This is a genomic window from Streptomyces hokutonensis, from assembly GCF_000376565.1.
GTDB classification, from domain to species: domain Bacteria; phylum Actinomycetota; class Actinomycetes; order Streptomycetales; family Streptomycetaceae; genus Streptomyces; species Streptomyces hokutonensis.
This window is the reverse complement of the sequence record NZ_BARG01000021.1, coordinates 223,030-246,954: the sequence shown is the minus strand read 5'-3', so window position 1 is coordinate 246,954 and position 23,925 is coordinate 223,030. Positions and strand designations below refer to the sequence as shown.

The following is a 23,925-nucleotide window of genomic DNA, read 5'->3' as shown; positions in this document are numbered from 1 at the left end:
GTTGGAGGCACACCCCCTGTACCGCCGCCCCTACGTGTCGCACTCCAGTACCGTCCGGCACAAGGAACACCGCGCCCGGACTCGCCCCCGCACCGGCACCCTGATCCGCTGATGACACGTAGGGCAAGGGAACGACACCCGCAGGCTGCCGTGCCCGTCGCCGGTGAAGGCGTACGGCACCCCTTTCTGCGTTCCGGGCCCGTGCCGCCGGTCGTGCGCATAGCGCCTCCGCCCCGCCCACCCCGCCGCCGTAAGGGGCGGTTGCTGCTCGTCGCGCCGGGCCTGTTCCATGCCCTTGACGTACGCCGTGTAGGCCTGCGGACTCGTGAACCACACCGAAGGATCCTCGCCGAAGACCAGCGCCCGCTTGGCGAGGACGTACCCGAATTCCTCGGGCGTGAGATAGCCGAGCTTCTGCGAGGACGCCGAGTCCTCCCGGTACGCGTCCAGCAGCAGCCACCCCGCGCCGAGATAGGTCGCCGCCGTGTCCGTGAGGATCTCGTTCTCCCGGGTGCCGGGGAAGGAAAGGTCGAGGCGGTGCAGGTAGACATGCATGACCTCGTGCGCGAGAGCCGCGCCGATGTCCCGCCGATGGGTGCGGAACCGGTCGTTCAGCTCCACGAAGTACTCGGGCCCGGCCGTGAGTTCGACGTTCGCCGCATGCGTCATCTCACGGAAGCTGACGATCAGCCGGGCATCCGGAAGCCGGTAGTGCCGCACCATCTCCCGGGCCACCCGCTGCGCCCCCAGATGCAGATCGTCCGTGTCGCAGAACGCCACGTCGACGGGGGCCACACTGGTCGCGAACGTCTGGACGGTGTCGTACGACAAGCGCTTGTAGAGCGCGGTGATGGAGTCCCGCACCGTGTCCAGATGCGGGTAGCCGTGCTCGACCGGTCCGTCGTCCGCCACGTCCACAACCCCCAGAGACGCCCTGAACCCGCATCCACTCTATGCCGAGGCGCGTGGATGCACGCCCCCAATAATTCCCTGCCGGATCGCGGCGGAGAAGGCTATGCTCCCCGCGATGAAGACTCACTCTGTTCACAGAATGGGGGTCCCGTCCGCGCAAGGTGAGTGCTGATGCTCCCTCACACCGCGAACGGGAATTCCCGGCTTTCCTTCTGGCCGCGCGTGCGCGAGTTCGCCGTGCCGCCCTCCATGATCGAGACCGCCACGGTCCGCCGCGCCGCCGGGGACTGGGCGGGCGCCTGCGCCGCCGCCGGTGTCGACGTCGATCTCGACCTACGGTCCCTCGCGCGCACCCACGGCCGGGAACTGGCCGCCCGGGTACGCGCCGATCTCCGCCGACTCGCCCCCGACCTGCTCCGCTGGCATCTGCCGAGGATCGCGCCCGACGGGCTGTTGCGCCCGGGACTGACCCTCACCCTGGCCCGCTACGGGCAGGATGCCGCGCACCCGCTCCACCTGGTGGTCCGGACCCCGCCGGCCTGGGCCGACGGCGGCCAGCGGATCGGCCTCGCGCTGTGGGACGGCACCTGCCGGGATGCCGTGGCCCGACGGCATCCGCATCCCCGGCCGAACCGACGGTTCCGCCTCGATCTGCACCGGCACCTGTGGGACGCGGGAAGGAGCGGTGAACTGTGGGCCCGGTCGGGGGCCGACCGGCCGCCCGCCGACGAGCCTCCGCCGCTCCCGGATCCGCTGGAGACAGTGCCGGAGGGACGCAGTTGTGCCGTCGACCGGTGGGCCGCCGAGGCAGCCATCCTGCTCCGCGCCGAGGGCGGGACGACCGGTCCCGTCACCGTACGGTTCGGTTCCCGCCACCGGTTCGTGCTGGATCCGGCCGCGGACACCCTACGGATCACACCGGCACCGACCGACGGCAGCGCCGCCGCCCTCCCGGTCCTGCCCGACGCGGCGACCTGGGTCCCGCCCGACCTGGAACTCCTCCGCACCGGCGCGATCGAGGCCGGCCGGCTCCATCCGCTGGTCGCCGCCGCACTCGTACCGGATCGGCGGCCCCGGCCGGACGGTTCCGCACGGATCCCGGACCGGGCAGGGCAACCGCACCTGGTCGAATGCCGGGGCGCCCTGCACCGGATCGGCCTGGTCGACGGCGTACTGGCACCCCTCGACCACGATCCGGACGAGATCCGGCGCGAGGAACTGCTCGTCGCGCTGACCGGTACCCCGCTGCCCTGCCTCCAGGCCGTCGACGACGCCCACCGCCACCCGGACTGCCTCACCGGTGTCCGCGAACGCCTCATCCACGGCGACACCGCCGGCGCGCTGGCCGTCGTAGAGGGACTGCTCGGTCCCGACGCGGTGCTGCGCGGCGGCGCGCTGCGGGACGAACTCCGGGCGGCGGCCCAACGGCGGCTCACGTACGGGCTGTTCAGGGCGGGCCTGACCGGCCCCGGGCCTCGCTCCGGCCACTTCTTCCCGGGACTTCCGCTCCCCCGGAAGGGACGCCCCCGGCGCACCAACGGCCGCTGACCGCACGGGACTTCAACCCCGTCCTCATTCCTCATGCGCGCTCCATCTCTCACCCACGCACGCCCCACCACAACCCAAAGGTGACCCCATATGCCCACACGCACCCTGTACGCCACCACCGACACCCCTGCCCACCCCACCCAACTCGACATCGCCGGCGACCTGTTGACCCTCCTGCGTGACACCACCACCGAACCGCGCCCCGACAACCAGCTGGAGGCCCTGACCCTCGCCGTCGCCGCCGACCTCCCCGTGCTGCTGTGGGGCGAGCCGGGCATCGGCAAGACGGCGGCGCTGACACAGCTCGCCGCGGCCCTGGATCTGCCGTTGACGACGGTGATCGCGAGCGTGCACGAGCCGTCGGACTTCTCCGGGCTGCCCGTCGTGGGTGACGACCCGGCTGAGCAGGGCGTCCCGATGGCCCCGCCGGACTGGGCCGTACGGCTCGTGCGGGCGGGCCGGGGGCTGCTGTTCCTGGACGAGTTGTCGACCGCGCCGCCCGCCGTGCAGGCCGCGCTGCTGCGGCTGGTGCTGGAGCGGCGGATCGGCGCGCTGCGGCTGCCGCCGGGTGTTCGTATCGTGGCCGCCGCCAACCCCCGGTCCTCGGCGGCCGACGGCTGGGAGCTGAGCCCGCCGCTGGCCAACCGATTCGTGCACCTCCAGTGGACCCACGACCACGAGGTCGTCGTACGCGGACTCGGCGGCACCTGGCCCCGCGCGACCCTGCCGCGACTCGACCCGGAGAAGCTGCCCGGAGCCGTGGACTACGCGCGCCGCGCGGTGTGCGGACTGCTCACCGGCCGCCCCAAGCTGGTCCACCAACTGCCCAGCAGCGAAGCGCGGCGGGGCGGTGCCTGGCCCTCGCCCCGGAGCTGGGAGATGGCCGTGTGCCTGACCGCGTTCGCGACCGCGGCCGGCTCCTCCCGGGAGGTGCTGTCCCTGCTGGTCCGAGGCACGGTCGGGGACGGCCCCGGGCTGGAACTGCTGGCCGCCGTGGACCGGATGGACCTCCCCGACCCCGAGACGTTCCTCGCCGATCCGGCCGCCGGTGAGCTGCCCGAGCGCGGGGATCTGCGCCAGGCCGTCCTCGACGGCGTGGTGGCCGCGGTCCGCAACCGTCCCGACCGGGCCCGCTGGGACGCGGCCTGGGCGCTCCTGGTCCGGGCCCTGGAGACCGGCGCCCCGGACCTCGTCGTCGTCCCCGCGACCACCCTCGCCTCGCTGCGCCGGGAGGACTGGGACGTACCCGAGTCCATCGAGCAACTCGCCGGAGTGGTCGCCCTGTCCCAACGGGCGGACCGCGCCGCCGCGACCGTGAAGGGCGGCCGATGAACCCGGACCCGGCGGCCACGGACCTCGACCTCGCCCTCGACGTCGACAAGCTCTTCGCCGCCCGCCTCTACGCGGCCCGCGTCCGCCCCTACCTGGCCACCGCCCTGTTCGCCCTGCACACCGTCGCGTCACGGCAGGTGCCGACGATGGCCGTCGACCGGCACTGGCGCTGCTACGTCTCGCCGGGGTTCGTGGACCGGACGCCGGTCGAGGACCTGGCCGGAGTCTGGGTCCACGAGGTCTCCCACCTGCTGCGCGACCACCACGGACGCGGCGACCGGCTCGCCCGCGAACGCGGGCTGACCGGCCCGGGGGAGCGGCTGCGGATGAACATCGCCGCCGACATGGAGATCAACGACGACGCGTACGGCGAGGGCCTGGTCACCCCCGCGGGCGCGGTCGAGCCGAAGACGCTGGGCCTGCCCGCCGGGAACCTGATGGAGGACTATCTGCGCTGGTTCCAACTGGGGCCGCGCACCCAGGCGTTGGCGTGGCTGGACTGCGGCAGCGGCGCCGACGGGCTCGACCGGGGCTGGGAGCTGGGCCCGGACGGCGCCCACGGGCTCAGCGAACAGCAGCGCGACGCGGTCCGCTTCCGGGTGGCACAGGGCATCACCGGCCACCCGGGCAGCGCCCCGAGCGGTTGGCGGCGGTGGGCCGAGGAGGCGTTCCATCCGCCGCAGCCCTGGCGGGAGTTGCTGGGTGCGGCGGTCCGCTCGGCGGTCTCCGCCCCCGGCGCGGGCGAGGACTACAGCTACGGCAGGCCCTCGCGCCGCTCGGCCGGACTGCCCGGTGTGGTGCTGCCGAGCCTGCGCCGCCGGCCGCCCCGGGTCTGCGTGGTCATCGACACCTCCGGGTCGGTCAGCGACGCCGAACTGGGCAGCGCGCTCCTCGAAGTCGCCGCGATCTCCAGGGCGGTCGGCGGCCGCCGCGACCTGGTCACCGTGGTGTCCTGCGACGCGGCGGCCCGGGTCGCGCAGTCCCTGTGCCGCGCCGAGGGCATCGAGCTGCTCGGCGGCGGCGGGACGGATCTGCGCAGCGGCTTCACCAAGGCGCTGCGCACCCGGCCCGACGCCGTCGTGGTCCTCACCGACGGCCAGACCCCCTGGCCGGAGCGGCGACCGCCGTGCCGGACGGTGGTGGGCCTGTTCCCGCGCCGCTACGAGACCGGGATGTACGCCGAGGACGACCCCGACTACGTGCCGGACACCCCGCCCGACTGGGCGCGCGTGGTCGAGATCGGCTCCGCCCCCGTCTCCCGCTGAGCACGCAAGGAGACGGACTTCCCGGCGAGCGGCGCCTCCTGGAGCTCAAGCACCCACACGTCGTTCACCCCTTCCCGCAGCACGGGCCCGGGCACGTACAGCTCCCGCTGCGGCCCGGCCGACCAGTACCGCCCCAGGTTGAACCCGTTGACCCACACGAACCCCCGCGTCCAGCCCGGCAGTTCGAGTACGGCGTCCCCGGCGCCCCGCACTTCGACGGTGCCCCGGTACAGGCCGGGGGAGTCGCCCGGGGGCAGCGCCCCCAGCGCAATCCCCTCTACGTCGTTCAGCGCGTCCAACCGCAGCCCACGCGCGCGGACGTCGTGCAGATACTGCCGCTCGTGCAACAGACCCCCGGTGATCCCCTTCGGCTCCCCGAGCCGGGGCCCGTAATTGGCCCTCCCCAGGGACTCCACCCACAGCTCCACGCGCGCGTGCCCGCCGACGGGCTCCTTGAGCTGCTCGTCGCCCTCCGTGAGGATCCCGGCCCGCTCCCCGTCGACGTGGACCACCGCCAGGTCCCGCAGCCCCCGTGCGGTGAGCGGATACGCGGCGCGCGGCCCCGGCACGGTCACCGCGTAGCGGACGAGACCGCGGTCGACGTCCAACTCCTCGAAGGTGGGCGGGACCGGACCCTCGGACTCCGGCCCGCCGCGTGCCTCCAGTACGTCACTCAAGGGCGCCCAGCCGGTCAGGCTCACCTCCGCCGGGTGGCCCAACACGGGCGGTGCGGGCGGGAGTTCGGGCAGCGGGGCGTCGGCGTACTCGGCGAACACCTCGCGCAGCCGCCAGAACTTCTCCGTGGGGCGCCCGTACTCGTCGATCGGGGCGTCGTAGTCGTACGACGTCACATCGGGCTCCAACGGGCCCTCGTGCAGGGCGCCGCCGCCCCGGTTGGCGCCCGCCCAGCCGGCGAAGCTGGTGCCGCCGTGCGCCATGTAGACGTTGACCGACGCGCCGCACTCCAGGATCTCGCGCAGGGCGGACGCCGCGTCCCCGGCATCGCGGACGACATGCTCGCCGCCCCAGTGGTCGAACCAGCCGCACCAGAACTCCATGCACATCAGCGGCCCCTCGGAGCGGAACGCGCGCAGCGTCTCGAAGGCCTCGCGCGCGTGGGACCCGAAATTCACCGTCGCCAGCACACCGGGGAGCGAGCCGCCGTCCAGCATGTGGTCCTCGGGACCGTCCGAGGTGCACAGCGGAACCGTCACCCCCTGGTCCCGCAACAGCGCCTCCACCTGCCGCAGATAGACCGCGTCGGAGCCGTAACTGCCGTACTCGTTCTCGACCTGCACCATGATCACCGGGCCGCCGCGGTCGACCTGGCGCGGCACGACCTCGGCCAGCAGCCGGCCGAACCAGCGCTCCAGGTGGCCCAGGAAGCGCGCGTCACGGGTACGCGCGCGTGGCCCCAGCTCGCCCGTCAGCCAGTGCGGCAGCCCGCCGTTCTCCCACTCCGCGCAGATGTACGGCCCCGGGCGCACGATCGCCCACAGGCCCGCCTCCCGGGCCGCGTCCAGGAACCTGCCCAGCGCCTCCACGTCCCGGAAGTCGCCCGGCGCCGGCTCGTGCAGGTTCCACGGGACGTACGTCTCCACGCAGTTGAGGCCCATCGCCCGCAGCATCGCCAGCCGGTGCCCCCACTGCCCCTCGTGCACCCGGAAGTAGTGCAGCGCCCCGGACAGCAGCCGCACCGGCCGCCCGTCCAGCAGAAAGTCCCTGTCGCCCACGGTGAACTCGCTCATGCGCCGACTCTCTCCCCTTGGCGTCGATCACGTCCATGGACAAAGATCGCCTCTACTTGGACGCAGCAGACCGAGTAATGCGTGAGGGGGCGCCGATGTACCACACCTGGATGCGGTTCTTCACGCCCACACCCGCCCACCACCGCCTCGGCCTCGCCTGCCTCGGCGTCGGCCTCCAGTACGGCGAGCTCCCCACGGTCGGCCCCCGCACCCTCGACCACCACGTGGCCGTGGTGATCAGCGCGGGCGGCGGCTGGTACCTGACCCCCGACGGCCGTCGTACGACCGTCACCGCGCCCGCCCTGCTGTGGCTCACCCCCGGTGTGCCGCACCACTACGCGCCCGACCCCGGCGCCGGCTGGGACGAGGGGTTCGTCGACTTCACCGGGCCCGCTACGGCGACGTACACCGAACTGGGCTACATCGAGCCGGAACGGCCCGTGGTGGCCCTCTCGGACGCGAGCGGACCCCGCGCGGTCATCGGGCGCATGGCCCGCGCCGCACGGCGCGGAAACCCCCTCCTGGAGGTGGAGACCGGAGCCGCCGTCCACGAACTCCTCGTCGCCCTGCGCCGGGCCCGCGCGGACCTCGCCCCCGACGGCGACCCGGTCCTCCAGGGCCTCGCCCGCGACGCCTGCCTTCCGCTGACCGTCGCCGACCACGCGGCCCGGCACGGCATGACCCCCGCCGCCCTGCGCGCCGCCGTCCGCAGGGGCGCAGGCTGCAGCCCCAAGGACTACCTCCTCGGCATCCGCCTGGGCCGCGCCAAGGAACTTCTCGCCGCCACCGAACTCCCCGTCGCCGCCGTCGCCCGCCGCGTCGGCTACGACGACCCCGCCTACTTCTCCCGACTGTTCACCCGCCGCGTCGGCATGCCCCCCGTCCGCTTCCGCGCCCAGCAGGGCCGCACCGTCCCCGGCGGCTGGAGCGACCAGGTCCCCGATCCGGCCGATCCGCCGATCATCGGGTGGGCGCACTCCACAGAGGCCGGATGATCGGGTGGACGCACTCCACGTAGGGTGGTCGCCCATGACCACCAGCAACAACGGAACCGGTGACGTCGACCCCGCCGTGCGCGAGGAACTGGCCAGGCTGCGCGACAGCATCGACAACATCGACGCGGCCGTCGTCCATATGCTCGCCGAACGCTTCAAGGCCACCCAGCAGGTCGGCTTCCTCAAGGCCACCCACCGGCTGCCGGCCGCCGACCCGGCCCGCGAGGCCCGCCAGATCGAGCGCCTGCGCACCCTGGCCGAAAACGCCAAGCTGGACCCGGCGTTCGCCGAGAAGTTCCTCAACTTCATCATCGCCGAGGTGATCCGGCACCACGAGCGCATCGCCGAGGACGCCGTGAACGGCGGTTCACCCACGGCGAACTGACCCCGCCGGACCCGTAAGGGGCGTGACACCGGGGTGTGTTCGGGGCGATGCTGCGCTGTGCACCTGCTTGTGCACTCCTCGTCAGCCGACGGGCACACCCCGTCAGCGCCTGCGTCATAAACTGGTCGTCCCACGCGGGAGGGACCTCGGGTCATGCCGTCGGATGCCAGGATCCTCATCGTCGACGACCATGAGGACACGCTGTACGCGCTGGAGAGCGCCCTCGCCCCGCTCGGCTACCGGCTCGCCCGCGCCACCAGCGGCGACGAGGCGCTCAAGCAGGTGCTCCGCGGACAGGTCGGCCTGCTCCTCCTCGACGTGCGGATGCCCGGCGTCAGCGGCCTGGACGTGGTCCGCTATCTGCGCCGCCTCGAACAGACCCAGCACATCCCCGTCGTCCTCCTCACCGGCTTCGGCCTCGACCCCGAACTCACCGCCACCGCCTTCGGCCTCGGCGTCGCCGACCTCATCACCAAACCCGTCGACCCCTGGACCCTGCGCACCAAGATCCGCTACCTCTACGACGCCCACCAGCGCCACCAGGCCCTGGAACAGGAGCTCCGCGAACTGCGCGCCCTCCTCGAGGAGCCCCAGGAATCCCGCCCCGCCCTGCCGCACCCGGACACGCGCGTGCCCTACCAGCGCGACCCCCAGAACACCGCCACCACTCCCGACCGGACATAGGCCGCGTACCGGACCGGCTCTGTGCCATGTCAGTGCCATCAGGCAGCATGTCCACCATGTCCGTACTGACGCGCGACGAAGCGCAGACCCGTGCCAGGCTCCTCGACGTCCACCGCTACACGATCGAACTCGATCTGACGACGGGCGAAGACACCTTCGACTCCCGCACCGTCATCCGGTTCACCGCTCGTGCCGAAGCGGACACCTTCGTCGAACTCAAGCCCGCCGAGCTGCGCTCCGTCACCCTCGACGGACACCCCCTCGACCCGGAACAGCTCGTCGAGAACCGGCTCCCGCTGCCCGCCCTCACCCCCGGCGAGCACGAACTGCGCGTCGACGCGAGCATGCGCTACTCCCGCACCGGCGAGGGCATGCACCGCTTCACCGACCCCACCGACGGCGAGACCTACCTCTACACCCAGCTGTTCATGGAGGACGTGCAGCGCGTCTTCGCCGCCTTCGACCAGCCCGACCTCAAGGCCGTCTTCGACCTCACCGTCACGGTCCCCGAAGGCTGGACCGTCCTCGCCAACGGCATCACCGAACACCTCGGCGAAGGCCGCTGGCAGGCCGCCCCCACCCCCCTCATCTCCACCTACCTCGTCGCTGTCGCCGCCGGCCCCTGGCACTCGATCCGCACCGAACACCGAGGCCTGCCCTTCGGCATCCACTGCCGCCGCTCCCTGGCCCCCCACCTCGACGCGGACGCCGAGGAGATCCTCGACATCACCCGCCAGTGCTACGACCGCTACCACGAGAAGTTCGAGGAGCCCTACCCCTTCGACTCCTACGACCAGGCCTTCGTCCCCGAGTTCAACGCCGGCGCCATGGAGAACCCCGGACTGGTCACCTTCCGCGACGAGTTCGTCTACCGCTCCGCCGTCACCGACACCGAGCGCCAGACCCGCGGCATGGTCATCGCCCACGAGATGGCCCACATGTGGTTCGGCGACCTCGTCACCCTCCAGTGGTGGGACGACATCTGGCTCAACGAGTCCTTCGCCGAGTACATGGGCTACCAGACCCTCACCGAGGCCACCCGCTTCACCGACACCTGGACCGACTTCGGCGTCGTCCGCAAGGCCTGGGGCTACGACGCCGACCAGCGCCCCTCCACCCACCCCGTGGCCCCCGAGAACGTCGACGACACGGCCTCCGCCCTCCTCAACTTCGACGGCATCTCCTACGCCAAGGGCGCCTCCGCACTACGGCAGTTGGTGGCCTGGCTCGGCGAGAAGGACTTCCTCGCCGGCATCAACACCCACTTCGCCCGCCACAAGTTCGCCAACGCCACCCTCGCCGACTTCCTCGACTCCCTCGCCTCCGGCACCGAACGAGACGTCCACGCCTGGGCGGACGCGTGGCTGCGCACAACGGGCGTGGACACCCTCACACCCGAAGTCCGCGCGGAGGACGGCCACTGGAGCCTCGCCATCCAGCACGAGGGCAGCCCCGGAGTCTGGAGCGGGCCCGACCCCGCCCAGGACCGGGACGGACTCACTCACCTCAGCACCCTCGAGTCGGCCGGCGCCACCCGCCCGCACCGCATCACCATCGGCCTCTACGACCACGACCTCCACGACGCGAGCCGCCTCACCCTGCGCGGCCGTATCGAGGAGGACCTCTCCACCACCGGCGGAAACAGCCTTCGGGCCACCTCCGGCCCCCGTCCCGCCCTCGTCCTCCTCAACGATGGCGACTACACCTACGCCAAGATCCGCTTCGACGCCGAGTCCCTCGAAACGGTCCGCACCAGCCTCTCCGGCCTCCCCGAACCCCTCACCCGCGCGGTCGCCTGGAACGCCCTGCGCGACGCGGTCCGCGACGGCGAACTCCCCGCCGCCACCTACCTGGACGCCGCCCGCGCCCACCTCCCGCACGAGACGGACCTCGCCCTCGTCCAGGGCGTCCTCGCCTTCGCCTCCGCCCAGGTCACCGACCGCTACCTCACCCCCGAGGCCCGCCCGGCCGCCCTCGCCACCCTCACCGACCTCTGCCGCGACCTCATCCGCCGCACCGAGGACGGCTCCAACCCCGGCCTGCGCCTCATCGCCGTACGCCACTTCATCGACGTCGCCGCCCACCCCGACACCATCGCCGCCTGGCTCGCCGAAGGCACCGTCCCCGGCGGCCCCGAACTCGACCCCGAGCTGCGCTGGCGCGTCCTGGCCCGCCTCGCCGTTCTCGGCGCCACCGAAGAGACCGCGATCGCCGCCGAGTTGGCACGCGACCCGTCCGCCACCGGCCAGGAAGGCGCCGCCCGCTGCCGCGCCGCCCTGCCCGACCCCGAGGCCAAACGCGCGGCCTGGGACGCGATGTTCACCACCGACGACCTCTCCAACTACCTCTTCACCGCCACCGCCCAGGGCTTCTGGCAACCCGAACAGGCCGACCTCGTACGGGAGTACGTGCCCCGCTTCTACGAGGACGCGGTCACCCTCGCCGCCCGCCGCGGCCCCGCCATGGCCGACGCCGCCGGCCGCTGGACCTTCCCCACCCACGCCGTCGACCCCGAAAACCTCCGCCTCGGCGAGGAATGCCTCCGCGACGCCGACCTCACCCCGTCCCTGCGCCGCAAGCTCGTCGACCAACTCGACGACCTGGAGCGCGCACTGCGAGTGAGGGGAGCACAATCCAGCCCGTCCGACGTCTGAGGACGAGGCCCCTTCAGGGCCGAAGCGGGGGTCTGGGGGCGCGGCCCCCAGCAACGCCCGCACCGACACACGGGCACTGAACAACACCCTTTCGGGTTCTGATCGTTGTTCTCCCCGGGCGCGTCGACTCATCCGGGTCCAAGCTGGAACCCCCTGCCCGCGCCCCGGAGGACAGCCCATGAGCAACGCGCCCCTCGCCTCAGGCGCCGAAGGACCCGACGCCCTGCGGCCGTTGCTCGACACCGTCCTCGACGCGCTCGGCACCGGACGACGGGCGCGCGGCGGACCCTTCCCGGCGGGCGGCCCCGACGCGGTGGCCGCCCGGCTCCGGGACGCCGTGGGCGACGTACTCCCCGAAGACGGCGACCCGACCGCCCTGCGCACCCTCGTGCACGCCCTCGCGGAAGGCGCCGCCGACCCCGCCGACCCGCTCTGCGCGGCACACCTGCACTGCCCGCCGCTCGCCGTCAGCGCCGCCGCCGACCTCGCCGTCAGCGCGCTCAACCCCTCCCTCGACTCCTGGGACCAGGCCCCCGCCGCCTCCGCCCTCGAAGCCCTCGTCACCCGCACCCTCGCCCACGAGATCGGCCTCGCCGACGCCCTCGTCACCACCGGCGGCACCGAAGCCAACCAACTCGCCCTGCTGCTCGCCCGCGAAGCCCACAGCGGCACCGTGCAACTGGTCTGCGGAAGCAACGCCCACCACTCCCTGCCCCGCGCCGCCTGGCTCCTAGGCCTGCCCGACCCCGTCGTCGTCCCCGCCCCCGCCGGCACCCTCGACCCCGCCGCCCTCGACGAAGCCCTCACCGCACTCCCGGGCCCACGCGGCTCCGTCCTGGTCGCCGCCACCGCCGGCACCACCGACGCCGGCCTCATCGACCCGCTCCCCGAGATCGCCGGCCTGTGCGCCGCCCACGGCGCCCGCCTCCACATCGACGCCGCCTACGGCGGAGGCCTCGTCTTCAGCGACCGCCACCGCGACAAACTCGCCGGCCTCGACCGCGCCCACACCGTCACCCTCGACCTGCACAAACTCGGCTGGCAGCCCGTCGCCGCCGGCCTCCTCGCCGTACGCCACCCCCGCGACCTCGCCGCCCTCACCCAGCGCGCCGACTACCTCAACGCCGACGACGACACCGAAGCCGGCCTCCCCGACCTCCTCGGCCGCTCCCTGCGCACCACCCGACGCCCCGACGTCCTCAAACTCGCCGTCACCCTGAAAACCCTCGGCCGCACCGGACTCGGCACCCTCGTCGACCAAGTCTGCGCCCGCGCCCGGGAGTTCGCCGCCATGGTCCACAACCACCCCGGCTTCGAGCTCTACGACCCGCCCGTCATCAGCACCGTCCTGTTCCGGCCCGCCGAAGCCGGCGACGAGGCCGTGGCCGCCGTACGCCGACAACTCCTCCACGACGGACGCGCCGTCCTCGGCCGGGCCGCCCTCGACGGCCGGCTCTGGCTCAAGGCCACCCTCCTCAACCCCCACACCCGGCCCGACGACCTGGCCGCCCTCCTGAAACTGGTGGAAGGACACACCCCCCGATGAGCCACCCCCCGACGGGTCACCCCCGGACCCCCAACCCCCCACGCCACGAACCCGATCCACCCCGCGACCTGGTCGGCATCGGCATCGGCCCCTTCAACCTCTCGCTGGCCGCCCTCGCCCACCCCCTCACCGAACTCGACACCGCCTTCTACGAACAGCGCCCCGGCTTCGACTGGCACCCCGGCCTGCTCATCGACGGCACCACCGTCCAAGTCCCCTTCCTCGCCGACCTGGTGACCCTCGCCGACCCCGCCAGCCCCTGGTCCTTCCTCAACTACCTCAAGGTCCGCGACCGGCTCTTCCCCTTCTACTTCGCCGAGCGCTTCCGCATCCAGCGCGCCGAATACGACGCCTACTGCCGCTGGGTCGCCGACAGCCTCCCCGGACTCCACTTCGGCCACCAGGTCGACGCCGTCCGCTTCAACCCCGAACGCGACGTCTTCGAGGTCGACTTCACCCAGCTCGACAGCGACGGCGAAGCCGAAGCCCTCGGCCGCACGTACACCAAGAACATCGTCCTCGGCGTCGGCACCGCCCCCTACGTCCCCGACCCGCTCAAGCCGCTCGTCGAAGCCCCCGGCGTTCCCGTGATCCACGCCGCCGACTACCTCGCCCACCGCGAGACCTTCCTCGCCGCCGAGCACATCACCGTCATCGGCTCAGGACAGAGCGGCGCCGAAGTCTTCCTCGACCTGCTCCGCAAGCGGCCCGCCGGACACGAGAAACTCCACTGGATCGGCCGCAGCGAGGCCTTCGCCCCCATGGAGTACTCCAAGCTCGGCCTGGAGCACTTCACCCCCGACTACACCCGCTACTTCCACGCCCTCGCCGAACCCGTCCGCGACCGCCTCGTCACCGCCCAGTGGCAACTCCACAAGGGCATCGACGCCGACACCATCGCCGCCATCCACGACGAGCTCTACCGCCGTACCCTGCACGGCGGCTGGCCCGACGCCGTCCTCACCCCCGGCGTCCGCGTCCGCACCGCCGGCCGGATCGCGACCACCAAGGTCGAACTCCACCTGGAACACGTCCAGCAGAACACCCGCTCCCGCCTCACCACCGACGCCGTCGTCCTCGCCACCGGCTACCGCGAACGCCCCCTCGGCCGCATCCTCGCCGGACTCGACCCCTACCTGCGCCGCGACAGCGCCGAACGCCCGCGCGTCGACGAGCAGTTCAGACTCGTCCTCGACCCCTCCGTCACCGGCGCCGGCTGCCAGGTCTACGTCCAGAACGCCGAACTCCACACCCACGGAGTCGGCGCCCCCGACCTCGGCCTCGCCGCCTGGCGCAGCGCCACCATCCTCAACTCCCTGACCGGCAAAGAGCCTTACCCCCTGCCGGACCGGACGGCCTTCACGACCTTCGGACTCGACCCGCAGCCGCAGATCCCCCCGGCCCGGCAGGCCGCCCGCACCCTCACCCCCCTCGTCGAAGGAAGGTGAGGGCTCCAGCAGGCCCTAGAAGACAGGCGTCCCGTTCCGCGTCAACTTCCAGTCCACCGAGGCGAATTCCGCCGGATCCAGCACACCCTTCGCGGTCACCCACTCCGCGATCCGCGTCCGGATCTCCGTCGACTCCGACCACACCTCGGTCGCCGACGCCACATGCGGGAACGCGCCGCCGCCGTTCGCCCGGTAGTTGTTCACCGCCAGCACGAACTGCTGTGCGTCGTCCAGCGCCGCACCGTTGTACGTCAGGTTCCTGATCCGCGAACCGGCCGCCTGCGCGATGTCGATCTCGTACGAGAACCCCGACACGTAGTCGTAGTTGTAGTCCGGACGGCCGTTCGCGTTCGTCAGCTTCTCCGGGTCGACGACCGCGTCGGCGGCCGTCTGCACGAAGTACTGCGCCGAGTACTCCAGGTACGCCCGCACCTGAGCACCCGTCAGGAGCTTCGCGACCAGCGTGTTGTCGTACACGTACAGACCCGACAGATCCCGGATCGTCACCTCGCCCGCCGGGATCTCCGAGGTCCGCGAGAACGGCGACGCCTGCGCGATCACCGGCAGCGACGCATACGCCGTCCCCGCCAACGCCGCCTTCACCACGTCTTCTTGGACCTTGGTGATGAGGTCGATGATCGGCGCGTCCTTGTACCGCGCGTCCACCGTCGTCAGCGTCGCCGTCGCCGTGCCGACCACCTGGTTGACGTACTCCACGACCAGCGCGTGCTCGTCCTTCAGCAACCGCGTGATCTTCGGATCGTCCGCGACCGTCTTCGCGTCGCGCAGCGAGGCCGCCACCGACTCGACCGTCCAACGCCCCTTCTCGAAGACCAACTCGAAGTCGAACACGCTCAACCGCTCGGCGTAGGCCAGCGGCTCGGACAGCACGACCGTCTTGCCGGTCGCCGTGTTCGTGACCTTCAACTCCGGGATCTCCACATGCGCGTGACCCACCAGAATCGCGTCGATCCCCGGCACCTGCTGCGCGACCAGCGCCGCCGAGTTCTCCACGTACGGCAGCTGATCACCGTACGACGACGTCCCCGACGACCCCGAATGCGCCGACACCACGACGACGTCCGCACCCATGGACCGCAGCTTCGGCACCCACTTCGCCGCCTGCTCCTCAAGCCCCGGGAACGTCAACTTCCCCTGCACATACGCCTTGTCCCAGATCGCGATCCCCGGGTTCGTCAGCCCCAGCACCGCCACCTTCACCGGCGGCGCCCCCGGCACCTGGAACTTCTTGATGAAGTACGGCGGGAACGCGGGCTTCAACGTCTTCGCGTCCAGCGCGTTCGCCCCCAGCAGCGGGAAACGGCACTGGTCCTCGAACTTCCGCAGCGTCTCGATGCCGTAGTTGAACTCGTGGTTCCCCAGCGCCGCCGCGTCATACCCGATCGCGTTCATCGCCTGCGCCATCGGATGCACCGGACCACCCTTGGCGGTGATCGGGTCCACCTTCGCGAAGTAGTACGTGAGCGGAGTGCCCTGGATCGTGTCGCCCGCGTCCAGCAGCAGCGTGTTCCGCCGCCCCTTCTCCTGCCGGACCTGGTTCACCAGGGTCGACACCCGCGCCAGACCCATCGCGTTGCCCTTGGCGTCCGCGTACTCCGCATCCTTGAAGTAGTCCCAGTTGAAGACATGCCCGTGCAGATCCGTCGTGCCCATCACCGTCAGCGAATACCGCTTCGGGTGCCGCCCCGGCTTCTGCTTCTCCGCGGCCTGCGCCGCCGGAGCCGCCGCCGCACCGGCCAGCGCCACCCCCGCACCCGTCACGGCGGACTTCTTCAGGAACTTCCGGCGGTTCAAGGGCATCTCTGGATCTCCTCGGGAAACGGTCAACAACGCGCGTAGATTCTTACTTGCTTCTTACTGGATGCGACAGGTCCCGCAGGTTTCGATCTGATGACCAGCAGGCGGCACGACTGACAGAGTGGGACGTATGACCACGCCCAGCACGGACGACCAGCAACCCCCCGTCCCCTACGGCACCCCCGACGCACCCCGCATCGCCGTCCGCGGCGAAGCCCGCCTCGAAGTCGACCCCGAGATCGCCCGCATCGGCATCACCGTCGCCGCCCGCGGCACCGACCGCCGTACCGCCCTCGACGACCTCACCCGCCGCAACGCCGCCGTCCTCGACCTGGTCAAAACCTATGGCGAAGCAGTCGAACGCCTCGAAACCGGCGGCTTCTCCATCACCCCCGAACTCAACCCGCACGCCCGCGGCGAACGCGTCCGCGCCTACCTCGGCCGCGTCCACATCACCGCCGAACTCACCGACTTCACCACCCTCGGCGAACTCACCACCCGCCTCGCCGACCTCGACCTCACCCGCGTCGACGGCCCCTGGTGGGCCCTGCGCCCCGACTCACCCGTCCACCGTCAGGCCCGCCAGCAAGCCGTCCGCGAAGCCGTCCAACGCGCCCGCGAATACGCCGAAGCCCTCGGCACCACCCTCGCCGCCCTCGTCGAACTCGCCGACATCGGCGCCGAGAACGCCGAAACCTACGGCACCCCCCAACGCCGTATGCGCTCCATGTCCCTCGCCGGCGCAGCCGCCGAGGACACCGCCGCCGCACCCCTCGACCTCGAACCCCAACGGCAACACGTCTACGCCCAGGTCAACGCACGCTTCACGATGGCACCCCCGATTCTGTGACCGGAGTTCACACGGCGACCATTCGAACGCTCATTGGAGCACCCGGCCGCACATTCAAGCCTTGTCAATAACCCTTCACCCAAAGGTTGTTGAGTAGTCATGCGCGACCAATTCCCTACCCGCCGGTAAGGCCTAGGCTCAAACCATGCGCCGAGCAAAAATCGTCTGTACTTTGGGCCCCGCCACCGACTCGTACGACCAGATCAAAGCCCTGGTCGAAGCCGGAATGGACGTAGCCCGCTTCAACCTCAGCCACGGCACCCACGCCGAACACGAGGAGCGCTTCCAGCGGGTCCGAAAGGCCGCCGAAGAGACCGGCCGCAGCATCGGAATGCTCGCCGACCTTCAAGGCCCGAAGATCCGACTCGGCCGATTCACCGAAGGCCCCGTACTCCTTGAACGCGGAGACACCTTCACCATCACCGTCGAAGACGGCGCCGAAGGTGACCGCCAGTCCTGCGGCACCACCTACGCCGGCCTCGCCACCGACGTCACCCCCGGCGAACGCGTCCTCGTCGACGACGGCAAGGTCTGCCTCGAAGTCACCTCCGTCGACGGCCCCCGCGTCCACACCAAGGTCGTCGAAGGCGGCATGGTCTCCGACCACAAGGGCCTCAACCTCCCCGGAGTCGCCGTCTCCGTCCCCGCCCTCTCCGACAAGGACGAGGACGACCTCCGCTGGGCGCTCCGCTCCGGCTTCGACGTCATCGCCCTCTCCTTCGTCCGCAGCGGCAAGGACATCGACGACGTCCACCGCATCATGGACGAGGAGGGCCACCGCCTCCCCGTCATCGCCAAGGTCGAGAAACCCCAGGCGGTCGAGGCCATCGACGACATCGTCGCCGCCTTCGACGGCATCATGGTCGCCCGCGGCGACCTCGGCGTCGAAATGCCCCTCGAACAGGTCCCGATCGTCCAGAAGCGAGCCATCAAACTCGCCAAGCGCAACGCCAAGCCGGTCATCGTCGCCACGCAGATGCTCGACTCGATGATCGAGAACTCCCGCCCCACCCGCGCGGAGGCCTCCGACGTCGCGAACGCCATCATCGACGGCACGGACGCGGTGATGCTGTCCGGCGAGACCAGCGTCGGGAACTACCCCATCGCCACCGTCACCACCATGGCCCGCATCGTCGAAGCCGCCGAGGAGGACATCCTCGCCAAGGGCCTGCCCCCACTGACCGAGCGCAACAAGCCCCGCACCCAGGGCGGCGCGGTGGCCCGAGCGGCCGCCGAAATGGGCGACTTCCTCGGCGCGAAGTACCTGGTCGCCTTCACCCAGTCCGGCGACACGGTCCGCAGGCTCTCCCGCTACAGGTCCCCCATCCCCGTGATGGCCTTCACCCCCGACCCGGCCACCCGCGCCCAACTCACCCTCACCTGGGGCGTCGAGACCATCCTCGGCCCCCACGTCGACTCCACCGACGCGATGGTCGACCAGGTCGACGAACTCCTCCTCAAGTACGGCCGCTGCCAGAAGGGCGACATCGTCGTCATCACGGCGGGCTCGCCCCCCGGGGTGGCCGGCTCCACGAACCTCGTCCGCGTGCACCATGTCGGCGAGGACGACAGTCCCAAGTAGGCGGCGGGGGTCAGTGTTTGGGGCCTACGTGGGTGTCCATTAGGGCTACTGAGGCTTTGCGGGCGACGGAGATGTTCTGGGCGTTCGCCTGTTTCCAGCTGACGCCGACTTTGTCGAGGGTGTCGGTGTAGAGCTGCCTGATGTCCGCGGACAGGTTGGTGAAGAAGTAGCGGGGATATTCGTAGCGCTTTCGCTCACCGCCTACGACGCGAGTCGTCCAGTTGGTGATTCGGCAGCCGTCCGAGTGGATGAGGCCCCGGATGAATTCCCAGGGGTGGGCGTCGACGATTTCCTGCTGCCAGGAGGCGAGGGCGATTCGGCGCTCGTGTTTCTTGCCGGGGGCGTGCTGGGGGAACAGGCAGGCCCAATGTCTGGTGTACGACTTCACCTCGGTGCACCCGGACCTGTGGCGCTGGCTGACGCTGGGCAGTGGCATCACCTTGCGCATCGCGTCCTCAGCGGCGGCGACCAGGCCGGTCTGGGTTGCGTTGCAGAAGATGGACAGGTGGTGCTGCTTGCGCTTCGAGATGATGTGGCCGTCGCCGAGGTAGAGGCCTAGCAGGTAGGCGTACGCCGACTCGTCGAGGTCGCGGGTGGTGCAGCGGGGGCAATCTGTCGGCTGTTCATAGGCTTCTCCGCGCGCTTTGCGGTCCTCGCTGCGCCACCACCCGACGGTCCCGCGGGGGATGTTGAGGCGCTCTGCGACTATTCGGTTGGGGATGCCCTGGCGCATGAGTGCGACAGCTTGAGCGCGAATCGAAGGGCTGTGCTGTTCCATGTGGACACTCTGTGAGAGTGATCGTCGCGACACGCAGCAAAAAGCGGAGGTTCACGCGAACGTGAACCTCCGCTTAAATGTCGGCCTTCGATTTGAAGGAAAAGTACCCCGAGTCGGATTCGAACCGACGCTTGATGGGTTTTGAATCCATTGCCTCTACCGCTGGGCTACCGGGGCCCCTTTGAAACGAAGGTCAGCGGTCTCCCGCTGTGCTCCTACCTTATCGCAGCTAGGTAGGCTCTTGTCAGCACTACCCCCGTGCCCTGAACGAGGAGCCCCCGTGACCGCCCCCGAGTCGCCCCAGCCCGTAGACGCGCCCGACGACGACAAGTCGCACGTGCCTCCGCTGACGACCCGTGTCGTCATCGCCGAGGACGAGGCCCTGATTCGGCTCGATCTCAAGGAGATGCTCGAAGAAGAGGGGTACACCGTCGTCGGTGAGGCCGGTGACGGTGAGCAGGCCGTCGAGCTGGCCCGTGAGCACAAGCCCGACCTGGTGATCCTCGACGTGAAGATGCCGAAGCTGGACGGTATCTCCGCCGCCGAGAAGATCGCCGAGGAGGGCATCGCGCCCGTGCTGATGCTCACCGCGTTCTCGCAGCGCGACCTCGTCGAGCGGGCGAGGGACGCCGGTGCGATGGCGTACCTCGTGAAGCCGTTCAGTAAGAGTGACGTCGTGCCCGCGATCGAGATGGCGGTGTCGCGCTTCACCGAGCTCAAGCAGCTTGAGCAGGAGGTCGCCGACCTCACGCTGCGGCTGGAGACCCGCAAGCTGGTCGACCGAGCGAAGTCGATTCTGCAGACGGAGTACGGCCTGAGCGAGCCCGCCGCGTTCCGGTGGATCCAGAAGACGTCGATGGACCGTCGGATGTCGATGCAGCAGGTCGCCGAGGCGGTCATCCAGGACGCGGACGAGAAGAAGTCCTCGAAGGGCTGACACACGGGACAGCGACTACGACGAGGCCCGCGCCCCCCAAGCTGGGGGTGCGGGCCTCGTCGTAGGAAGCGAACGGAAAGGACCTAGTCCTCGCCGAGGTACGCCTTCCGTACCGACTCGTCGTGCAGCAGGTCCTCGCCCGAGCCGGAGAGGACGATGTTGCCGACCTCCATGACGTGGCCCTGGTCGGCGAGGGACAGGGCTGCCTGGGCGTTCTGTTCGACGAGGAGGATCGTCGTGCCGGAGGCCTTGAGCTCCACGATGGTCGCCATGATCTTCTGCATCATGATCGGGGAGAGGCCCATGGACGGCTCGTCCAGCATGAGCAGTTTCGGCTGGGACATGAGCGCGCGGCCCATGGCCAGCATCTGCTGCTCGCCGCCGGAGAGGGTTCCCGCGGCCTGCTTCTGACGTTCTCCGAGGATGGGGAAGAGGTCGTAGGCGCGCTGGATGTCCTTTTCGATGCCTTCCTTGTCCTTGCGGAGGAAGGCGCCGAGCTGGAGGTTCTCCGCGATGGTGAGGCGGGGGAAGATGTGCCGGCCTTCGGGGGAGTGGGCCAGGCCGAGGGCGACGATCTTGTGGGCGGGGACGCTGTTGAGCGGCTTGCCGTCGAAGGTGATCTTGCCGCCGGAGGGCTGGAGCAGGCCCGAGAGGGTGCGCAGGGTCGTCGTCTTGCCGGCGCCGTTGGTGCCGATGAGGGTGACGACCTGGCCGGCCTCGACGCTGAAGGAGATGCCCTTGACGGCTTCGATCTTGCCGTAGGAGACCCTGAGGTCCTCGACCTCTAGCAGTGCGGTCACTGGGCTTCTCCCTTGGTGCTGGTGGTGCTCTCCGCTTCCGTCGCGGGCTGGGTGTCCTCGGGTGTGGCTTCGAACGGTTCGCCGAGGTAGGCGGCGACGACGCGTTCGTCGGCCTGGACGACGTCGGAGGTGCCTTCGACGAGTTTCTCGCCCTGGACGAGGACGGCGACGCGGTCGCAGAGGTTGAAGATGAAGCGCATGTCGTGCTCGATGACGAGGACGGCGATGCCCTTGTCGCGGATGGCGAAGACCAACTCTTCGGTGGCGCGCGTCTCTTGGGGGTTCATGCCGGCGGTCGGCTCGTCCAGCAGGAGCAGACCCGGTTCGCTGGCCAACGCCCGCGCGATCTCCAGCTTGCGCTGCTCGCCGTAGGGAAGATTGCGTGCCAGGTGGTCTCGCTTGTGGGCGAGGCCGATGAACTCCAGGAGTTCCATGGCGCGTTCTTCGCTCGCCTTTTCGGCCTTCTTGAAGCCGGGGCCGCGCAGGAGGGCCGACCAGAGGCCTTCCTTGGTGCGGGTGTGGCGGCCGACGAGGACGTTTTCCAGGACCGTCATGTTGGCGAACAGGCGGATGTTCTGGAAGGTGCGGGCGATGCCGGCCTTGGTGACGAGGTGGGGCTTCGGGGGGAGCACCGTGCCCTTGTAGGAGACCGTGCCCTCGGTGGGGACGTAGAGGCCGGTGAGGCAGTTGAAGAAGGTGGTCTTGCCGGCGCCGTTGGGGCCGATGAGGCCTACGATCTCGCCGGAGTTGACGGTGAAGTCGACGGAGCGGACGGCGGTGAGGCCGCCGAAGCGCATGGTGACGTCACGGGCTTCGAGTACTGGTGTCGTCATGGCTCTCTACGCCCCTGCCTTGGTGATGGCCGGTTCGTCGGTCAGGGTCGTGGTCTCCGGTACGTCGAGCTGGCCGGTCTCGTGGAATTCCAGCTGGCGTCGGCGGTTGGGGATGATGCCTTCGGGGCGGAAGCGCATCAGGAGGATGAGCGCGATGCCGAAGGCGAGGAGCGACTTGTCCTGGAGGGCGACGAGCTTCTCCGGGAGCAGGTAGAGCAGGGCCGCGCCGAGGAAGGGTCCGGAGACGGTGCCCATGCCGCCGAGGACTACGGCGGCGAGGAGGAACGCGGAGTTGGGCGGGGCCGCTCCGGCGAACTGGTACGGATTGGGCACCACGCTGTACGTCACGTGGGCGCTGACCGTGCCGGCGAGGCCGGCGAGGGTGGCGCCGAGGGCGAAGGCGATGAGCTTGACGCGGAAGCCGTTGATGCCCATGGCGGTGGCGGCGGTCTCGTCCTCGCGGATGGCGATCCAGGACCGGCCGATGCGGGAGTCGGAGGCGCGGCGGTAGATCGTGATGACGAGCGCCATGATCAGGACCATGAGCAGGTAGTAGTTGGCGAACCGGCCGATGGTGAATCCGGCGATGTCGTGGCTGTCACCGAAGTTGAAGCCGAAGAACGACAGGTCGGGGATGGACGGGATGCCGTTGGGGCCGTTGGTGATGTCGGGGCCGGAGACGCCGTCCATGTTGTTGACGGCGATGCGGAAGATCTCTCCGAAGCCGAGGGTCACGATGGCGAGGTAGTCGCCGCGCAGGCGCAGGGTGGGGGCGCCGATGAGGACGCCGAAGACCAGGCTGGCGGCGGCGCCGGTGAGGGCGGCGGCCCAGAAGGGGAACTGGACGCCGGAGAACTTGGAGAACTCGGAGCCGGAGACCAGGGCGGCGGTGTAGGCGCCGACGCCGAGGAAGGCGACGTAGCCGAGGTCGAGGAGTCCGGCGAGGCCGACGACGATGTTGAGGCCGAGCGCGACGGTGCCGAAGATCAGGATGTTGACGCCGAGGTTGGCGTAGTGGTCGTTCGTCTGGGTGAAGGGGAAGGCGATGGCCGCGACGAAGCCCATGGCGAGGGCGAAGCTGCGGTTGGTGGCCGTGAGGTGGCTGAACCGGTCGAAGAGGCCGGCGCTGTGCAGTGCCCAGGAGGTGAAGACGACGACGATCAGGAAGCCGATGAAGAGTTCGTCCTCCGCGTCGATGCCGTAGGCGAAGACGGTGAGGGCGAGGGCGGCGATGATCGTGATGGCGAGTCGCTGGATCCAGGGGGCGGTGGCCTGGGGGGCCGGGATGCGGTCGGGTTTGGCGATGTACGCCTTGAGCGCTTCCTTGGTGGTGTCGGTGGCGTCCTGCGGGAGGGCGAGGGCGCCGATGACGGGGAGCAGGGAGGCGACGGCGGCGATGTAGGTGCCGGGTTCCCAGTTGACGATGCCGCCGAGTTCGCCGGCGATCGTGAGGACCGTGTACCAGGTGACGGCGAAGCCGCTGAGGGCGGTGAGGACGAGGGGTGCGTTGTTGCGGGCGGGCAGGAGCCAGCCGAGTCCTCGGACGCCGTAGGAGGCGAGGGCGAACAGCACGGTGATGAGGCCCGCGACGAGGGTGAGGATCTGGAGGCCGCCGGGGTAGCCGTTGACGGTGAGGTCGCCGGGGAAGTCGGAGGTCCAGGTCCAGGGCAGGAAGGTGGAGGCGGTGGTGGCGATGCCGCCGACCAGGAGGAGGGCGCGGGCGGCTGCGAGGGGCAGCGGGATGAGGCCGCGCTGTTCCGCGGGGGCGGCGGCCGGCGTCTTGGGGGTCTCGGTCGTCTCGGTCATGTGA

The 23,925-nt window shown here is 70.5% G+C and carries 19 protein-coding genes and 1 tRNA gene; 12 read left to right on the top strand and 8 right to left on the bottom strand.

Annotation, left to right across the window (positions count from 1 at the left end):
* Window positions 1–30: 30 nt before the first annotated feature.
* A complete protein-coding gene (locus tag SSP08S_RS11180) occupies window positions 31–912 on the bottom strand; it encodes a hypothetical protein (RefSeq protein WP_026178388.1) in 882 nt (293 codons plus the stop codon).
* Between the two features lie 171 nt (window positions 913–1,083).
* Between SSP08S_RS11180 and SSP08S_RS11175 the strand changes: the two genes are divergently transcribed.
* From SSP08S_RS11175 to SSP08S_RS11165, 3 genes are all read left to right on the top strand, one after another.
* On the top strand, window positions 1,084–2,460 hold the full coding sequence (locus SSP08S_RS11175; protein ID WP_019067676.1) for a hypothetical protein: 1,377 nt from the start codon (window positions 1,084–1,086) through the stop codon (window positions 2,458–2,460).
* A 90-nt stretch (window positions 2,461–2,550) separates the two neighbouring features.
* Window positions 2,551–3,792, top strand: a complete 1,242-nt coding sequence (locus SSP08S_RS11170; protein ID WP_019067675.1) for an AAA family ATPase — start codon at window positions 2,551–2,553, stop codon at window positions 3,790–3,792.
* Window positions 3,789–5,057 (top strand): vWA domain-containing protein, encoded by a 1,269-nt coding sequence (locus SSP08S_RS11165; RefSeq protein WP_019067674.1) that lies wholly within the window; start codon window positions 3,789–3,791, stop codon window positions 5,055–5,057. Before SSP08S_RS11170 ends, SSP08S_RS11165 begins: the two co-directional genes overlap by 4 nt.
* On the opposite strand, the gene SSP08S_RS11160 is transcribed toward SSP08S_RS11165, so the two are convergent.
* On the bottom strand, window positions 4,988–6,805 hold the full coding sequence (locus tag SSP08S_RS11160; protein ID WP_019067673.1) for a glycoside hydrolase family 35 protein: 1,818 nt from the start codon (window positions 6,803–6,805) through the stop codon (window positions 4,988–4,990). The two genes, SSP08S_RS11165 and SSP08S_RS11160, sit on opposite strands and share 70 nt — an antisense overlap.
* 95 nt (window positions 6,806–6,900) lie before the next feature.
* Between SSP08S_RS11160 and SSP08S_RS11155 the strand changes: the two genes are divergently transcribed.
* From SSP08S_RS11155 to SSP08S_RS11130, 6 genes are all read left to right on the top strand, one after another.
* The gene (locus SSP08S_RS11155) at window positions 6,901–7,800 is read left to right on the top strand and encodes a helix-turn-helix domain-containing protein (protein WP_019067672.1); all 900 of its coding nucleotides are present in this window, start codon (window positions 6,901–6,903) and stop codon (window positions 7,798–7,800) included.
* 34 nt (window positions 7,801–7,834) lie between these two features.
* On the top strand, window positions 7,835–8,185 hold the full coding sequence (locus SSP08S_RS11150) for a chorismate mutase (protein ID WP_019067671.1): 351 nt from the start codon (window positions 7,835–7,837) through the stop codon (window positions 8,183–8,185).
* A 153-nt stretch (window positions 8,186–8,338) separates the two neighbouring features.
* Window positions 8,339–8,869, top strand: coding sequence for a response regulator (locus SSP08S_RS11145; RefSeq protein ID WP_019067670.1), 531 nt, complete (start codon window positions 8,339–8,341; stop codon window positions 8,867–8,869).
* Between the two features lie 56 nt (window positions 8,870–8,925).
* Window positions 8,926–11,523 carry an aminopeptidase N gene (gene pepN, locus SSP08S_RS11140; RefSeq protein WP_026178387.1) on the top strand — a complete coding sequence of 866 codons (2,598 nt, stop codon included), beginning with the start codon at window positions 8,926–8,928 and terminating at the stop codon, window positions 11,521–11,523.
* Between the two features lie 178 nt (window positions 11,524–11,701).
* Window positions 11,702–13,069 (top strand): pyridoxal phosphate-dependent decarboxylase family protein, encoded by a 1,368-nt coding sequence (locus SSP08S_RS11135; protein ID WP_019067668.1) that lies wholly within the window; start codon window positions 11,702–11,704, stop codon window positions 13,067–13,069.
* Entirely contained in the window at window positions 13,066–14,517 is a 1,452-nt protein-coding gene (locus SSP08S_RS11130; RefSeq protein WP_019067667.1) for a lysine N(6)-hydroxylase/L-ornithine N(5)-oxygenase family protein, read from the top strand. The genes SSP08S_RS11135 and SSP08S_RS11130 overlap by 4 nt, the downstream gene beginning before the upstream one ends.
* 15 nt (window positions 14,518–14,532) lie before the next feature.
* On the opposite strand, the gene SSP08S_RS11125 is transcribed toward SSP08S_RS11130, so the two are convergent.
* On the bottom strand, window positions 14,533–16,338 hold the full coding sequence (locus SSP08S_RS11125) for a bifunctional metallophosphatase/5'-nucleotidase (protein ID WP_019067666.1): 1,806 nt from the start codon (window positions 16,336–16,338) through the stop codon (window positions 14,533–14,535).
* 127 nt (window positions 16,339–16,465) lie between these two features.
* Between SSP08S_RS11125 and SSP08S_RS11120 the strand changes: the two genes are divergently transcribed.
* Window positions 16,466–17,185 (top strand): SIMPL domain-containing protein, encoded by a 720-nt coding sequence (locus tag SSP08S_RS11120; protein WP_019067665.1) that lies wholly within the window; start codon window positions 16,466–16,468, stop codon window positions 17,183–17,185.
* A 145-nt stretch (window positions 17,186–17,330) separates the two neighbouring features.
* Complete coding sequence (pyk, locus tag SSP08S_RS11115) at window positions 17,331–18,767, top strand: pyruvate kinase (protein WP_026178386.1); 1,437 nt, start codon at window positions 17,331–17,333, stop codon at window positions 18,765–18,767.
* A 10-nt stretch (window positions 18,768–18,777) separates the two neighbouring features.
* Here the strand turns inward: pyk and SSP08S_RS11110 are convergent, their stop codons facing one another.
* Both SSP08S_RS11110 and SSP08S_RS11105 read right to left on the bottom strand, forming a co-directional pair.
* Window positions 18,778–19,545: a hypothetical protein gene (locus SSP08S_RS11110; protein ID WP_026178385.1), complete on the bottom strand. Its 768-nt coding sequence runs from the start codon at window positions 19,543–19,545 to the stop codon at window positions 18,778–18,780.
* 104 nt (window positions 19,546–19,649) lie between these two features.
* A tRNA-Leu gene (locus SSP08S_RS11105) sits at window positions 19,650–19,722 on the bottom strand.
* Between the two features lie 103 nt (window positions 19,723–19,825).
* Between SSP08S_RS11105 and SSP08S_RS11100 the strand changes: the two genes are divergently transcribed.
* Window positions 19,826–20,482 (top strand): ANTAR domain-containing response regulator, encoded by a 657-nt coding sequence (locus SSP08S_RS11100; RefSeq protein ID WP_019062225.1) that lies wholly within the window; start codon window positions 19,826–19,828, stop codon window positions 20,480–20,482.
* A gap of 83 nt (window positions 20,483–20,565) precedes the next feature.
* Here the strand turns inward: SSP08S_RS11100 and SSP08S_RS11095 are convergent, their stop codons facing one another.
* Genes SSP08S_RS11095 through SSP08S_RS11085 form a run of 3 tightly spaced genes read right to left on the bottom strand, consistent with a single transcriptional unit; the run spans window position 20,566 to window position 23,921 of the window.
* The gene (locus tag SSP08S_RS11095; protein ID WP_019067662.1) at window positions 20,566–21,282 is read right to left on the bottom strand and encodes an ABC transporter ATP-binding protein; all 717 of its coding nucleotides are present in this window, start codon (window positions 21,280–21,282) and stop codon (window positions 20,566–20,568) included.
* Window positions 21,279–22,115, bottom strand: coding sequence for an ABC transporter ATP-binding protein (locus SSP08S_RS11090; protein ID WP_019067661.1), 837 nt, complete (start codon window positions 22,113–22,115; stop codon window positions 21,279–21,281). Before SSP08S_RS11090 ends, SSP08S_RS11095 begins: the two co-directional genes overlap by 4 nt.
* A 6-nt stretch (window positions 22,116–22,121) precedes the next feature.
* Window positions 22,122–23,921, bottom strand: coding sequence for a branched-chain amino acid ABC transporter permease (locus SSP08S_RS11085; protein ID WP_019067660.1), 1,800 nt, complete (start codon window positions 23,919–23,921; stop codon window positions 22,122–22,124).
* Between the last annotated feature and the right edge of the window lie 4 nt (window positions 23,922–23,925).

What these genes read in the sequence shown, in the direction of transcription:
- SSP08S_RS11085 (WP_019067660.1), bottom strand. Translation starts at nt 23,921, where the DNA reads ATGACCGAGACGACCGAGACCCCCAAGACGCCGGCCGCCGCCCCCGCG.
- SSP08S_RS11170 (WP_019067675.1), top strand. Translation starts at nt 2,551, where the DNA reads ATGCCCACACGCACCCTGTACGCCACCACCGACACCCCTGCCCACCCC.
- SSP08S_RS11135 (WP_019067668.1), top strand. Translation starts at nt 11,702, where the DNA reads ATGAGCAACGCGCCCCTCGCCTCAGGCGCCGAAGGACCCGACGCCCTG.
- SSP08S_RS11145 (WP_019067670.1), top strand. Translation starts at nt 8,339, where the DNA reads ATGCCGTCGGATGCCAGGATCCTCATCGTCGACGACCATGAGGACACG.
- SSP08S_RS11175 (WP_019067676.1), top strand. Translation starts at nt 1,084, where the DNA reads ATGCTCCCTCACACCGCGAACGGGAATTCCCGGCTTTCCTTCTGGCCG.
- SSP08S_RS11090 (WP_019067661.1), bottom strand. Translation starts at nt 22,115, where the DNA reads ATGACGACACCAGTACTCGAAGCCCGTGACGTCACCATGCGCTTCGGC.
- SSP08S_RS11125 (WP_019067666.1), bottom strand. Translation starts at nt 16,338, where the DNA reads ATGCCCTTGAACCGCCGGAAGTTCCTGAAGAAGTCCGCCGTGACGGGT.
- pepN (WP_026178387.1), top strand. Translation starts at nt 8,926, where the DNA reads ATGTCCGTACTGACGCGCGACGAAGCGCAGACCCGTGCCAGGCTCCTC.
- SSP08S_RS11130 (WP_019067667.1), top strand. Translation starts at nt 13,066, where the DNA reads ATGAGCCACCCCCCGACGGGTCACCCCCGGACCCCCAACCCCCCACGC.
- SSP08S_RS11155 (WP_019067672.1), top strand. Translation starts at nt 6,901, where the DNA reads ATGTACCACACCTGGATGCGGTTCTTCACGCCCACACCCGCCCACCAC.
- pyk (WP_026178386.1), top strand. Translation starts at nt 17,331, where the DNA reads ATGCGCCGAGCAAAAATCGTCTGTACTTTGGGCCCCGCCACCGACTCG.
- SSP08S_RS11150 (WP_019067671.1), top strand. Translation starts at nt 7,835, where the DNA reads ATGACCACCAGCAACAACGGAACCGGTGACGTCGACCCCGCCGTGCGC.
- SSP08S_RS11165 (WP_019067674.1), top strand. Translation starts at nt 3,789, where the DNA reads ATGAACCCGGACCCGGCGGCCACGGACCTCGACCTCGCCCTCGACGTC.
- SSP08S_RS11120 (WP_019067665.1), top strand. Translation starts at nt 16,466, where the DNA reads ATGACCACGCCCAGCACGGACGACCAGCAACCCCCCGTCCCCTACGGC.
- SSP08S_RS11110 (WP_026178385.1), bottom strand. Translation starts at nt 19,545, where the DNA reads ATGGAACAGCACAGCCCTTCGATTCGCGCTCAAGCTGTCGCACTCATG.
- SSP08S_RS11160 (WP_019067673.1), bottom strand. Translation starts at nt 6,805, where the DNA reads ATGAGCGAGTTCACCGTGGGCGACAGGGACTTTCTGCTGGACGGGCGG.